This is a genomic window from Cellulomonas sp. GTC20042 (genome assembly GCF_055389595.1).
Genome location: NZ_AP043678.1, coordinates 3,559,552 through 3,572,835 on the forward strand (window position 1 = coordinate 3,559,552; position 13,284 = coordinate 3,572,835).

Consider the following 13,284-nt stretch of genomic DNA (forward strand, 5'->3'; position numbering starts at 1 on the left):
CGGGCGCGCTCACAGCCCCGCCAGCCGCGCCTCGCCACGGGAGGCGAGCTGGTCGCGCAGGCGCGCGGCCTCGTCGGTGGGCAGTCCGTCGATCGACGCGTCGGTGCCCGGCGAGGCGGTGTGCAGCTGGACCGAGGCGATGCCGAGCTTGCGGGCGAGCGGGCCCGCGCTGACGTCGACGTACTGCATGCGCCCGTAGGGCACCACGACCATCGACCGGAACAGGATGCCGCGCCGCAGCAGCAGGTCGTCCGCGCGCTCGGCGTAGGCCAGCGCCCGCACCTGACGCGGCACCAGCAGCACGATCCACACCGCGAACGCCAGCCACACCACGGCAGCGGCCCACACCCACACCTGCCCGGTGAGGGCGGCGACCACGACCAGCGCGACCAGCGGCGGCAGCAGCCAGCACGCGGACACCACGAGCCGGGCGGTGGCCAGGCGCGGGGACACCGGCGTCCACACCACGCCCTCGGGCTCGAAGGGCTCGCTGGTGCGGACGGGCTCGGCGGCGCCGGCGACCGGCTGCGCGGCTGCGTCGGGGGTGGTCATGCCGGCCATCCTCGCACCGACCGGGGACGCGGGGCCGCCGGCGACCAGGGTCAGCCCGCCGCCGGGTCGGTCTGCGGAGCGCTGCCCGGCGCACGCTCCGGGTCCTCCGGCGGGGGCACCCGGCAGATGTGCTCGACCACCAGGCCGACCACCGCGAGCACCACCGCGCCGAGCACGGCGAGTCCTGCGGTGACCGCCCGCGCCCGCTGCGACTCGATGCCGAGGTCGCCGAGCACCGCGATCACCTGCGCCGCGTACCAGCCGGCGAGCAGCGCGCCGGTGTAGCAGGACGCCTTCGCGAGCACGGCGGTGCGGGCGGCGCGCATCGGGTCGAGCGTGGGGTGCTTGCCGCGCAGGTACTGCCGGACCGAGATCCCCATGCCGAGCACCACCGCGGCGATCAGCAGCAGCACCCCGACCATCAGCCAGGGCACCGCCGGCAGCGTGACACCCCGGCTGCTGAGCACGCGCACCACCGCCCAGCCGACCGCCGTGCTGAGGACGGCCACCAGGACGAGCGTCGTGACGCGGGTGCGCTGCATCAGCCGTCCTGCCGACCGGGTCCGTCGCCGGTGCCGAGGCCCAGGTCGGGCCAGCGCGGGGCCGCGGGGGCGGGGGCGAGGTCCTCCACCACGATCGCGGCGGGCGGCGGACCGGGCTGCTCGTCGGGGTCGGGCAGCCAGGCGGTCGTCGCGGGGCCGGGGGTGTCGCCGGGCCAGCCGGCGGTCGCCGAGGACCGCTCGGGCGCGGGGGCGTCGGGATCGCGGTGCGGGGTCTCCGGCAGCGTGGCGGCGGTCAGCCAGTCCAGGGCCAGCCAGCGCACGCCGTCGTTGTCCGGCGCGGTCGCGGCCAGCGCCGCCACCGGTCCGCCGCCCAGGCCGTGCAGCACCGCGTCCGGCTGCACCTGCGCCCAGGGCTGGAGCACGAACGCCCGCTCGTGCGCCCGCGGGTGCGGCAGCTCCAGGTCGTCCGTCACGGCGGACACCGCGCCGTACACGATGATGTCGACGTCCAGGGTGCGCGGCCCCCAGTGCACGGTGCGCTCCCGGCCGTGCGCCTGCTCCACCGAGGCCGTCGCGCGCAGCAGGTCGCGCGGGGACAGCGTCGTGCGGGCGATCAGCACCGCGTTGAGGAAGTCCGGCTGCTCCGGCCCGCCCACCGGCGCGGTGCGGGCCAGCGCCGACACCGCCACCAGCTCGACGCCGGGCAGCGCGCCGATCTCGGCCACGGCGTCCCGCAGGGTCTCCTGCGCGGCGCCCAGGTTGGAGCCGATCGCGAGCACGACCTCCACCGGGCCGTCGGGGGCCAGGTCGAGCTGGTCGTGCACGAGCTCGGCCTCGACGACGTCCTCCGCCGGGCGTCCCGCGGGGGCGTCGAGGGCGTCGTCCGGCGCGAGGACGGGCACGACGACGGCGTCGACCACGCCGTCGGTCGCGTCCACCGGGTCGGGCGCGGGGGCGTCGAGCGGCGGCCCGTCCGGGGCGGCGAGACCAGCGGGCACCGGCAGCGCGGCCGGGACCGGCACCGGGACCCCGGCAGCGGGCACGGTGGGCAGCGGGGCCGTGGGCGGCGAGGTCGGCACCGGCAGGGCGGGCGCGACCGGTGCGGCGGCGGCCGTCCCCGCGTCCGTGGGCTGCCACGGCCGGTGCTCGACGTCGGTGCGCAGCGGCTCGGCGGCGGGCAGCCGGTGCCGGTCGCGCCGCACCTCCACCACCACGTCGCCGAAGGGCACGGTGATCGGCGCCTGCGGCTTGTGCACCGCGACGTCCACCGCCTGCACCTGCGGGTGGGCCAGCACCGTCGCCGCGATCCGCTCGGCCACGGTCTCGATCAGGTCGGCCGGCTCCCCGGTGAGCACCGCGGCCACCTGCTCGGCCAGCGCGCCGTAGTCCAGGGTGTGCCGCAGGTCGTCGGTGGCGGCGGCGCGACGCGTGTCCAGGTGCACCACGACGTCGGCCACGAACACCTGACCCTCGCGGCGCTCGTGCGCGAACACCCCGTGGTACCCCGTCGCGGTGATCCCGGTCAGGCGCACCCGGTCCAGCAGGTGCCCGGAGTCCCCGGTCACGCCGGTGCCCTCGCTCATCGCCCGTCCTCCCCGACCGCACCGGCGGCCGTCCACGCCGACGCGACGCGCACCGCGTCCGCCGATCCCCGTACCTCGTGCACCCGCACGCACCACGCCCCGGCCGCCGCGGCCAGCGCGGAGATCGCCGCGGTGGCGGCATCGCGGCGATCCGGCGGCACCGGCACCCCGTCCGGGCCGGCGAGCAGGTGGCCGAGGAACCGCTTGCGCGAGGCCCCCACCAGCACCGGGTAGCCGTCCGCCACCAGCTCGGGCAGCCGCGCCAGCAGCGGCCAGTTCGCCGCGCCCGGCTTGGCGAAGCCGAGTCCCGGGTCCAGCACGATCTGCTCGTCCCGCACACCCGCGCCGTGCAGCTCGGCGACCCGCTGCGCCAGCTCGCGCCGCACGTCGGTCACCACGTCGTCGTAGTCGGCCAGGCTGTCCATCACGTCCGCGTGCCCGCGCCAGTGCATCGCCACGTAGACGGCGCCGGTCTGCGCGACCACGTCCCGGATCTCCGGCTCGGCCAGCCCGCCGGACACGTCGTTGACGATCACGGCACCCGCGGCCACCGCCGCCTCGGCGACCACCGCGCGCGTGGTGTCCACGCTGACCACGGCGCCCCGCTCGGCCAGCGCGGTGATCACCGGCAGCACCCGGTCCAGCTCCTCGGCCACCGGCACCCGCGCGGACCCGGGCCGGGTGGACTCCCCGCCGACGTCGAGCAGGTCGGCGCCCTCGGCGAGCAGGCTCCGCCCGTGGGCGACCGCGGCGTCGGGGGCGAACCAGCGCCCGCCGTCGGAGAACGAGTCGGGGGTGACGTTGACGACGCCCATGACGAGCGTCCGGCCGGTGTCCCGGCCAGGGATCAGCGCCGCTGGCAGCGGTGAGGGGGCGCGCACCTGGTCAGCCTAGGCCGTCGGGGCGGGCCGCTGGGCCGGTCGGCCCGGTCAGCGCCCGAGCACGAGGCTCATCGCCTCGGCCCGCGTCGCGGGGTCGCGGAGCTGGCCGCGCACGGCCGAGGTCACGGTGCGGGAGCCGGGCTTGCGGACGCCGCGCATCGACATGCACAGGTGCTCGCACTCCACGACCACCAGCACGCCCAGGGCGTCCAGGTGCTCGACCATCGCGTCGGCGATCTGGCCGGTCAGGCGCTCCTGCACCTGCGGGCGGCGGGCGAACACGTCCACCAGCCGGGCGATCTTGCTCAGACCGGTGACCCGGCCCGACCGGCTCGGGATGTACCCGACGTGCGCGACGCCGTGGAACGGCACCAGGTGGTGCTCGCAGGTCGAGTACACCTCGATGTCCTTGACCAGCACCATCTCCTCGTGCCCGATGTCGAAGGACGCGCTGAGCACCTCGGCGGGGTCCTGACGCAGGCCGGCGAAGATCTCCGCGTAGGCCCGGGCCACCCGCGCCGGGGTGTCCCGCAGGCCCTCGCGCTCCGGGTCCTCGCCGACCGCGATCAGCAGCTCGCGGATCGCCGCCTCGGCGCGCGGGGCGTCGTAGGGCGGGATCTCGGGCATCGCGGGCCCCGTCACGCTCAGGCCTTGTCGGTGCCGTCGACGCCGCCCGCACCGGTGGAGCCCCACGGGGCCTCCGGCGTCTGGTTCGGCGGGACCTCGACCACGGCGACGGCCGGGTGCTCGTCCTTGGCAGCGGCGGCCTCGTCCTGCGGGACCACGGCACCGTCCTGCTCCGCCAGCTCGGCGGGGGTCAGCACCGGCGGGCGGTCGGAGACGGCGCGCTGCTCGGAGGACAACCACACCTCGCGCGGCGGGCGCTTGGTGATCGGCGCGAAGATGACCTCGAGCTCGGCCTGGTTCAGGGTCTCCTTCTCCAGCAGCTCGAGCACCAGGGCGTCCAGCACGTCGCGGTACTCGACCAGGATCTCCCACGCCTCGGTGTGCGCGGCGTCCATCAGCTTGCGCACCTCGACGTCGACCGTGCCGGCCACGGACTCGGAGTACTCGCGGCCGTGCCCCATGTCGCGGCCCATGAAGACCTCGCCGGAGTCCTGACCGAGCTTCACCGCGCCGACGGTCTCGCTCATGCCGAACTGGGTGATCATCTTGCGGGCCGTGCCGGTGGCCTTCTCGATGTCGTTGCTCGCACCGGTGGTCGGGTCGTGGAACACGAGCTCCTCGGCCACCCGGCCGCCCATGGCGTAGGCGAGCTGGTCGAGCAGCTCATTGCGCGTCGTGGAGTACTTGTCCTCGGTCGGCATGACCATCGTGTAGCCGAGGGCCCGGCCGCGCGGCAGGATCGTCACCTTGGTCACCGGGTCGGTGTACCGCAGCGCCGCCGCCACCAGGGCGTGCCCGCCCTCGTGGTACGCGGTGATCTTCTGCTCCTTGATCTTCATCATCCGGGTGCGCTTCTGCGGGCCGGCGATCACGCGGTCGATCGCCTCGTCCAGCGCGCGGTTGTCGATGATCTGCGCGTTGGAGCGCGCGGTGAGCAGCGCGGCCTCGTTCAGCACGTTCGCCAGGTCGGCACCGGTGAAGCCCGGGGTACGGCGCGCCACGGCGGCGAGGTCCACGTCGGTGGCCATCGGCTTGCCCTGCGCGTGCACGGTGAGGATCCGCTCACGGCCCTTGAGGTCCGGCGGCTCCACCGCGACCTGGCGGTCGAAGCGACCGGGGCGCAGCAGCGCCGGGTCGAGGATGTCGGGGCGGTTGGTCGCCGCGATCAGGATGACGTTGGTCTTGACGTCGAAGCCGTCCATCTCGACCAGCATCTGGTTGAGGGTCTGCTCGCGCTCGTCGTGGCCGCCGCCCATGCCGGCGCCGCGGTGGCGGCCGACGGCGTCGATCTCGTCGATGAAGATGATCGCCGGGGCGTTCTGCTTGGCCTGGTCGAACAGGTCGCGCACGCGGCTGGCGCCGACGCCGACGAACATCTCGACGAAGTCCGAGCCGGAGATCGAGTAGAACGGCACGCCCGCCTCGCCGGCCACCGCACGGGCCAGCAGCGTCTTGCCGGTGCCGGGAGGGCCGTACAGCAGCACGCCCTTGGGGATCTTCGCGCCGACCGCCTGGAACTTCGCGGGTTCGGAGAGGAACTCCTTGATCTCCTGGAGCTCCTCGACGGCCTCGTCGACGCCGGCGACGTCGGCGAAGGTGACCTGCGGGGACTCCTTGGAGACCAGCTTCGCCTTCGACTTGCCGAAGCTCATCACCCGCGAGCCGCCGCCCTGCATGGACGACATGAGGAACCAGAACAGGCCCAGGATGATGACGAACGGCAGCACCAGCGTCAGCAGGCTGCTCCACCACGAGGTCGTGGGGACCTCGGAGGTGTAGCCGCCGGACGGGTCGGCGTCGGCGATGGCCTCCACGACCGTCGGGCCCTGCGGCACGACGTAGGAGAACTGGACGCTCTTGCCGTAGTTCTGCTCGTCCTTGACGAAGTCCTCGGACAGGGTCAGGTCGACCCGCTGCGAGCCCTCGGTGATCTTGGCCTGCTCGACCTTGCCGTCCCGGATGAGCTCCAGGCCGTCAGAGGTGTCGATGCGCTGGGTCCCGCCGGAGGCGAGCGCGCTGGCTCCGATCCACAGGATGAGGACGGCGAGGACGATCCACAGCACGGGGCCGCGCGTGATCCGCTTGAGTGTCATGTGCAGACGGGGAGCGGGTTCGCCCCCCTCGTCCCTCCGGTCGCAGGGGTGGAGGCTTCGAAGTTACACGGTGGTCCTGGCAGGACCCTGCTCTGTTCGCCCAGGGCGGGATCGCTGCGCAGGAGCCCGACGTCAGGACTGGTAGACGTGCGGGGCGAGCGTGCCCACGAACGGCAGGTTCCGGTACTTCTCCGCGTAGTCGAGGCCGTAGCCGATCACGAACTCGTTCGGGATGTCGAAGCCGACGTAGCGCACGTCCACCTCGACCTTCGCGGCGTCCGGCTTGCGCAGCATCGTGGCGACCTCGACGGAGGCCGGGCCGCGGCTGCGCAGGTTCGCCAGCAGCCAGGACAGGGTCAGGCCGGAGTCGATGATGTCCTCGACGATCAGCACGTGACGGCCGGTCAGGTCGGCATCCAGGTCCTTGAGGATCCGCACGACGCCGGAGGACTTGGTGCCGGAGCCGTAGGACGACACCGCCATCCAGTCCATCGCGACCGGGGTGCTCAGCCGGCGCACCAGGTCCGCCATCACCATGACGGCGCCCTTGAGCACGCCCACCACCAGCAGGTCCTGACCGGCGTAGTCCCGGTCGATCTCCGCGGCGATCTCGTCCAGACGCTCCCCGAGCTGCTGCTCGGTCAGGAGCACGCGCTCCAGGTCGTCGCCCATGTCCTCAGCGTTCACCGGTGCAGCTCTCCTCGTGCGTCGTCCGGTCGGCCACCACGGCGGTTCACGTCGGCGGCCGCGCGCGCCGGTGTCCGGACGATGGTCGGGGGCTCGGCGCGCAGGCTCAGCCTGCCACACGCGCGCGACCCCCTCACGCCACCGGGCAGGTGCACCGGCCCCTGCCCGTGCCAGCGCACCACCAGGTCCGCGAGCGCGAGCACGTGGGTGCGGGTCAGCGCGCCCGGCGGGGACCCGGCGCGGATCGCGGCGGCGCGCAGCACCCGGTGCCGCAGCGCGGGGAGGGCGTCGGCGAGCACGGCCAGGTCGAGGAGGACGCCGGGGGCGGGCGGATCGGCCGGGTCGGCGGGGACCAGCGCACGGGCGAGCAGGTCGGCGGCCAGGGCGTCCAGCGCGTCCGCGTCCTCGCGCAGCAGGTCGGCGGTGCGGGCCAGCGCCTCGACCACCCCCGGACCGGCCTCGCCCACCAGCACGGGCAGCACCCGCGAGCGCAGCCGCGACCGCAGCGGGGCCCCGCCTCGCCGAGAGGGGAGCTCCTGTCGGTCGATGTCCGGTTCGGGCGACAGGTTCTCCCCGCTCGGCGGGAGCGGGGGCACGGGCACGGGATCGGGCGCGAGGTTGGTCGGGTCGTGCCAGACCGCGATCCCCTGGGCGGCGCAGGCAGCGTGGGTCTGCGCGCGGGAGACGCCCAGCAGCGGGCGCAGCAGCCTGCCGCGCGCCGGGGCCATGCCGGACAGCGAGCGGGCGCCGGAGCCGCGCGCCAGCCCGAGCAGCACGCCCTCGGCCTGGTCGTCGCGGGTGTGGCCGAGCAGCACCGCGCGTGCCCCGTGCCGGTCGGCGGCCTCCTCCAGGGCGGCGTAGCGGGTGTCCCGGGCGGCCGCCTCGGGGCCACCAGCGCCGACGTCCACGGCCACCCGCACCACCTCGACCGGGTCCAGCCCGAGATCCCGGCAGCGCTGCACGGCGTCCTGCGCCACCTGCGCCGACCCCGGCTGCATCCCGTGGTCGACCACCACGGCGCCGACCCGCCAGCGGGCACCCCCGCGCCGGTGCGCCACGAAGGCCGTCGCGGCAGCGAGCGCCAGCGAGTCCGGTCCTCCGGAGCAGGCGACCAGCACCGTCGCCCCCTCGGGCAGCGCGTTCAGGGCGTCGGCGACCGCCGTGCGCACCGCGGCGACCGCGGGGTGCGGGCCGGGCACGTCAGCCGTGCACCCGGCGCACCCAGGCGTCGGGGTCCGCGATCTCGGCGGCGGTGGGCAGCAGGTCCGGGGCGGACCACACCGCGTTGAAGCCCGCGGTGCCGACCTTCCGCCGCACCCCGCGCACGAAGGCGGCGCCGTCCCGGTACTGCGCGGTCTTGACGTCCAGGCCGAGCACCGAGCGCAGCACCCGGCGCAGACCGGTGACCCGCCCCTCCCGGCGCGCCGTGAACCGGCGGCGCAGCGCTCGCACCGAGGGCACCACCCGGGGGCCGACCGCGTCCATGGTGACGTCCGCATGCCCCTCCAGCAGGGCCATCACCGAGGTCAGCGCGGGCATCGGGTCGTCCGCAGGGCCCTCGTCGGACCCGTCGTCCTCGGCGTCGTCCAGCAGGGCGAGCACCCCGCGGGCCAGGTGGGCGGGCAGCCACGGGGCTGCGGCGACCTGCTGGGCGTGGGTCTGCTCGTGCAGGGTCACCCACAGCCGGAAGTCCGCCGGGGTCGCGCCGATCGAGCGCTCCAGGGCGAGCACGTTCGGCGCGACCAGCAGCAGCGTGCCGTGCGGCGGGGCCGCGCCCGCACCCGCGACGCCGCCGCGCGCACCCCACGGGTCGAGCTGACCGAGCACCGCGCCGGACAGCAGCCCGAGCACCCCCGCGAGCTGCACCGCCCCGGCCTGCGCCCGCGCAGTGGTCGTCGGGGCGGGACCCGCACCGCCCGCGTCCGCCGCGCCGCCCGCGCCGAGCGCGACCATCCCGCGCACCCCGGCGACGTTCGCCCGCGCCCACCCCGGCCGGTCCACCACCCGCACCACCGGCGCGGCGGGCTCCCCGAGCCGGGTGAGCCGCGCGACGTGCTCGGCGGCCACCGGTGCGGCGGCGCGCAGGTCGGCGACCAGGTCCTCCCGCTCGGCGCGCGAGGCACGCGCAGGAGCCGCGTCCCCGGCGCGGCCCCGCCGCAGCACGGCAGCACCGGCACCGCTCGCGCGGACGGCGGCGGGGGCCAGTCGCGCGGCGAGGTCCCAGTCGACGGTCAGCGCCACCCGCTCACGGTAGCCGGGCCCGCACCCGCACCCCGGTCCCGAGGCTCACGTCCAGCGGCCTGCGACGTCCTGCCCGGTGCCGACCCGGCGTCAGCCCCGGCAGCCGCAGCCGGCGAGCGCGGTGACGAAGCCGTCCAGCGCCGCGCGCGGCTGGTACTGCCCGACGGCGCCGGTCTGGTCGGCCATCAGCACGAACAGCAGCTGCCGCCCGTCGGCGTCCAGCACCGTGCCGGCGAGGGAGGTGACGCTGGTCAGGCTGCCGGTCTTGGCGCGGACCAGGCCGGTGGCGGCGCCGGAGGTGTACCGGTCGGCGAGGGTGCCGGTCAGCCCGCCGATCGGCATGCCGGTGCCGATCTCGCGCAGCGCGGGGTGCGCCGGGTCGGTGACGAGACCGAGCAGCCCGAGCAGCAGGTCGGGGCTGAGCGCGGACCCGCTGGCGAGCCCGGAGGCGTCGGCGAGCACGGCGCCGGTGGTGTCGATGCCGAGGGAGGCGACGGTCCGCAGCACGGCCTGCGTGCCGCCCTCGAAGGACGCGGGCAGGTCGAGGTCCACCGCGACCATCCGCGAGACGACCTCCGTGATCGTGTTGTCCGAGACGTCGAGGAAGTACGACACGACGTCGGACAGCGGCGCGCTGGACACGATCGCGATCTGGTCACCGCTCGCCGGGGCGCTCACCCGGGTCGGCGTGCCGCGCACGGTGATCCCGAGCTCGCCGAGCCTCGCCGCGAACTCGGTGGCCGCCTGGTAGGCCGGGTCGGTCCAGCGCGGCACGTACTCGCCCGCGGTGCGCTTGGCGATGTCCACCGCGAGCGGTGCCACCGGGGCCACGTAGCCGGCGTTCACGTCGGCGACGTCCCAGCCGGGCGCGAGCAGCGGTCCGCTGAACAGCGTGTCGTCCAGCACGAGGCTGACCGACGTGGTGCCGGAGAGCGTCAGCCGGTCGGCCACCTGCGCGGCGAGGTCGCCCAGCCCGGCGTGCCCCTCCACGGCGTCCGGGTCGCCCGCGCCGGCGGCGAGCATCATGTCGCCGCCGCCGACCAGCACGATCTGGTCGCCGGGTCCCTGGAGCACGCGGGTGTCGAAGGTGCGGTCGGGGCCGAGCTGCTGGAGCGCAGCCACGGCGGTGACGAGCTTCTGGGTGGACGCCGGGGTGCGCGCCTGGTCGGCCAGGTGCTCGGCCAGCAGCTCGCCGGTGAGCTCGTCGGCCACGACCACGCCGACGCTCGGGCCGAGCCGGGGGTCGGCGACCAGCGCCTGGACCAGCGCGTCCACCTGCGCGGCGTCCGGCAGCGGAGCGGCCGGGTCGAGGTCGCCGAGCACGCTGCTCCCGGCCGTCGTGGTGGTGGCCGCCGGCGCGGTCGGGAAGGGTGCCGCGGGCGCGGTCTCGGGGGCCAGCGTGAGCACGCCGGGCACCACGTCGTACGCGTCGGCCGTGAGGTAGGCACCGCCGCCGAGCAGCACCACGAGGGCCACGGTCCCGGTCACCCGGAGCGCACGTCGCACGCGTCACTCTCCTTCTGGGGTCGTGGGGGCGCCGTGCACCCCGTCCGTGCGTCACACTAGGGCAGGTGCGACGAGCCGCTGCCCGGCATCGCCGCCGGCGATCAGCAGCGTGCCGTGGTGGACCGACCTCGGCGACGACGAAGGAGCGGGTGTGGAGTTCGACGTCACGATCGAGATCCCCAAGGGTCAGCGCAACAAGTACGAGGTGGACCACGCCACCGGGCGCATCCGCCTGGACCGCATGCTGTTCACCTCGACGCGGTACCCGGACGACTACGGGTTCATCGACGGCACCCTCGGCGAGGACGGCGACCCGCTGGACGCCCTGGTGCTGCTCGAGGAGCCGACGTTCCCGGGCTGCCTGATCCGCTGCCGCGCCCTGGGCATGTTCCGCATGCGCGACGAGGCCGGCGGCGACGACAAGGTGCTGTGCGTCCCGACGGGCGACCAGCGCGCGGCCTGGCGGCAGGACATCGACGACGTGTCGGACTTCCACCGCCTCGAGATCCAGCACTTCTTCGAGGTCTACAAGGACCTCGAGCCCGGCAAGTCGGTGGAGGGCGCCCACTGGGTCGGCCGCGCCGAGGCCGAGGCCGAGATCGAGCGGTCCCGCCAGCGGGCGATCGACGCCGGCTACGACCACTGAGGTCGGACGCGCGAAGGGCCCCCGTCACCACGTGACGGGGGCCCTTCTGCATGCCCGGCGGCTGCCGGGGCGGTCCGGGGCTACGGGCGCCCGGCGTAGGTCATGGTGTTCGACCAGCGCATCGAGGTGATCCGCACGGTCTGCCCGGGGCTCGGCGCCTCGAGGATCTGGCCGTTCCCGAGGTAGATCGCCACGTGGTAGACGCTGCTCGCGTCGTTGGGGTCGGTGCCCCAGAAGATCAGGTCCCCCGCGCGCATGCTGTCGTAGGAGATCTTCTGCACCTGGCGGTACTGGTCGCGCGAGGTGCGGTTGAGGCTGACGCCACCGGCCTTCCAGGCGCCCTGGGTCAGGCCGGAGCAGTCGTAGCCGTTCGGGCCGGTGCCGCCCCACACGTAGGGCAGGCCGATCCGCGCCTTGGCCCACGCGATGGCCGCCTCGGCGCCGGAGGTGGTGCCGCTGGACGACCCGCTGCTGGGCGGGGTCGTGACCGGCGGGGTGGTGACCGGCGGCGTGGTCGTGGCCGGCGGGGTGGTGGTGGCCGGGGGCGTGGTGGTCGCCGGCGGGGTCGTGGTCGCCGGCGGCGTGGTGGTCGTCGGCGTGCTGGGCGCCGTCGCGGCCGGCGTCTGGGTGCGGGCGGCCTGGGCGGCGGCCTCGGCGCGCTGGCGGCGCTCGGCGTCGATCTGGTCCTGGCGGGCCTGCTCGACCTCGGTGCTGGTGCTGCGCGCGGTGGCGAGCTGGGCGATCAGGCCCTCGCGCTCGGAGGCGGCCGCGGCGACGGCAGCGTCCGCGTCGGCCTGGGTCTTCTCGGCGTCGGCGAGGGCGGTCTCGGCGGTGGCCGCGGCGTCCTTCTGCTTCGCCGCGGTGGCGTCGGCCTGCTCCTGGAGCGTGGTGGCGACCTGGTCGGCGGCGCGATAGGTCTGCACGGCCTGGTCGGCCTTGGTGCTGACGTGGTCCAGCGCGGCGGAGCGCTCGACGACCTCCTCGAAGCCGTCGGCGGACAGCAGCGCCTGGAGGGTGTCCATGGACCCGCCGGAGCGGGCGGCCTCGCGGGCGATGGCGACCAGCGTGGCGCGGGCGTCGGCGACCTTGGTCTGCGCGGCCTCGGAGGCGGTGGCGGCCTGGTCGGCGGCGGTCTGCGCGGTGGCGAGGTCGGCCTGCGCCTGCGCGTAGGTCTCGGCGGCCTGCGCGACCTGGATCTGCGCGGTGTCGCTCTCGGTGGACAGCTGCGCGAGACGGACCTCGATGTCGGCGACGGCGCTGGAGGCGCTGGTCACGGCGCGCTGGGCGTCGCGGACGTCCTGGTCGCTGACGTCGGGGTCGGCGAGGGCCGCGCTGCCGGGGATCACGAGCAGGGCCGCCGCGATCACGGCGGTCGCTCCGCGCGAGATCCGGCTCCGTCCGGTCGTCGCCACCTGGTCCACCCTTCGTCCCGCGTCCCTCCGGGGTCCGCACGGCCGCACGAGCGGGCCGGCGACCGGCGCGGGCCGGCCGTGCGCGGGGAGGGTCGTCTCGCTGCGACGCTACCTGCTGGATTCACAGAAGTGAACACGAGTCACACGCATCACACGAGTCACACACACGTGGTTCGGGACGAATCGGACATGATCCGGCAGGTTTCACCCGGACGGGCGTCCCGCCCCGCCACCACCCACGCCGCCGACGCTGGTCAACGCCCGACCCGTGGACGCCCGTCTCAGATCGCAAGACGGGTGTTCCCCGGGAACCCCCGCGCTCCGTACTGTCGGCCCCATGTCCCGCCGAATGTGTCGCTGACCAGCGCACGCTCGGCTGTGCCCGCGGACAGGTCCACCGACCCCGCGGAACCGGCTCCCCCGCACCCGTGACACCGACCGTCATGCGTCCGGAGCCCCGCACCACCGACGATCACCCGGCCCCCACGGGCACCCCGGCGTGCGCACCCGCCCTCATCCCGCACCCGCACGCCCGACCCGCCCGCCGAGGAGA

12 protein-coding genes are annotated in these 13,284 nt (G+C 75.4%); 1 reads left to right on the forward strand and 11 read right to left on the reverse strand.

Annotated elements, in window-relative coordinates:
* Positions 1 to 9: 9 nt before the first annotated feature.
* The 10 genes from ACZ5HG_RS16495 to dacB form a co-directional block, all read right to left on the reverse strand.
* Positions 10 to 552: a PH domain-containing protein gene (locus ACZ5HG_RS16495; protein ID WP_464178303.1), complete on the reverse strand. Its 543-nt coding sequence runs from the start codon at positions 550 to 552 to the stop codon at positions 10 to 12.
* A 50-nt stretch (positions 553 to 602) separates the two neighbouring features.
* Positions 603 to 1,094: a DUF3180 domain-containing protein gene (locus ACZ5HG_RS16500; protein ID WP_464178306.1), complete on the reverse strand. Its 492-nt coding sequence runs from the start codon at positions 1,092 to 1,094 to the stop codon at positions 603 to 605.
* Positions 1,094 to 2,638 (reverse strand): 2-amino-4-hydroxy-6-hydroxymethyldihydropteridine diphosphokinase, encoded by a 1,545-nt coding sequence (folK, locus tag ACZ5HG_RS16505; RefSeq protein ID WP_464178308.1) that lies wholly within the window; start codon positions 2,636 to 2,638, stop codon positions 1,094 to 1,096. Before folK ends, ACZ5HG_RS16500 begins: the two co-directional genes overlap by 1 nt.
* Positions 2,635 to 3,519: a dihydropteroate synthase gene (gene folP / locus ACZ5HG_RS16510; protein WP_464178311.1), complete on the reverse strand. Its 885-nt coding sequence runs from the start codon at positions 3,517 to 3,519 to the stop codon at positions 2,635 to 2,637. The genes folK and folP overlap by 4 nt, the downstream gene beginning before the upstream one ends.
* 48 nt (positions 3,520 to 3,567) lie before the next feature.
* Positions 3,568 to 4,146: a GTP cyclohydrolase I FolE gene (folE, locus tag ACZ5HG_RS16515; RefSeq protein WP_464178313.1), complete on the reverse strand. Its 579-nt coding sequence runs from the start codon at positions 4,144 to 4,146 to the stop codon at positions 3,568 to 3,570.
* Positions 4,147 to 4,163: 17 nt separating this feature from the next.
* Entirely contained in the window at positions 4,164 to 6,239 is a 2,076-nt protein-coding gene (ftsH, locus tag ACZ5HG_RS16520; protein WP_464178316.1) for an ATP-dependent zinc metalloprotease FtsH, read from the reverse strand.
* Positions 6,240 to 6,371: 132 nt separating this feature from the next.
* Complete coding sequence (gene hpt, locus ACZ5HG_RS16525; RefSeq protein WP_464182197.1) at positions 6,372 to 6,911, reverse strand: hypoxanthine phosphoribosyltransferase; 540 nt, start codon at positions 6,909 to 6,911, stop codon at positions 6,372 to 6,374.
* An 11-nt stretch (positions 6,912 to 6,922) separates the two neighbouring features.
* Complete coding sequence (gene tilS / locus ACZ5HG_RS16530) at positions 6,923 to 8,125, reverse strand: tRNA lysidine(34) synthetase TilS (protein ID WP_464178319.1); 1,203 nt, start codon at positions 8,123 to 8,125, stop codon at positions 6,923 to 6,925.
* 1 nt (position 8,126) lies between these two features.
* Positions 8,127 to 9,167, reverse strand: a complete 1,041-nt coding sequence (locus tag ACZ5HG_RS16535) for a zinc-dependent metalloprotease (RefSeq protein ID WP_464178321.1) — start codon at positions 9,165 to 9,167, stop codon at positions 8,127 to 8,129.
* A 90-nt stretch (positions 9,168 to 9,257) separates the two neighbouring features.
* On the reverse strand, positions 9,258 to 10,673 hold the full coding sequence (dacB, locus tag ACZ5HG_RS16540) for a D-alanyl-D-alanine carboxypeptidase/D-alanyl-D-alanine endopeptidase (protein WP_464178323.1): 1,416 nt from the start codon (positions 10,671 to 10,673) through the stop codon (positions 9,258 to 9,260).
* A gap of 151 nt (positions 10,674 to 10,824) precedes the next feature.
* Here dacB and ACZ5HG_RS16545 point away from each other — a divergent pair, with 151 nt between their 5' ends.
* Positions 10,825 to 11,319, forward strand: a complete 495-nt coding sequence (locus ACZ5HG_RS16545; RefSeq protein WP_464178326.1) for an inorganic diphosphatase — start codon at positions 10,825 to 10,827, stop codon at positions 11,317 to 11,319.
* 80 nt (positions 11,320 to 11,399) lie between these two features.
* Here ACZ5HG_RS16545 and ACZ5HG_RS16550 read toward each other — a convergent pair whose 3' ends face one another.
* On the reverse strand, positions 11,400 to 12,731 hold the full coding sequence (locus tag ACZ5HG_RS16550) for a C40 family peptidase (RefSeq protein WP_464178328.1): 1,332 nt from the start codon (positions 12,729 to 12,731) through the stop codon (positions 11,400 to 11,402).
* Between the last annotated feature and the right edge of the window lie 553 nt (positions 12,732 to 13,284).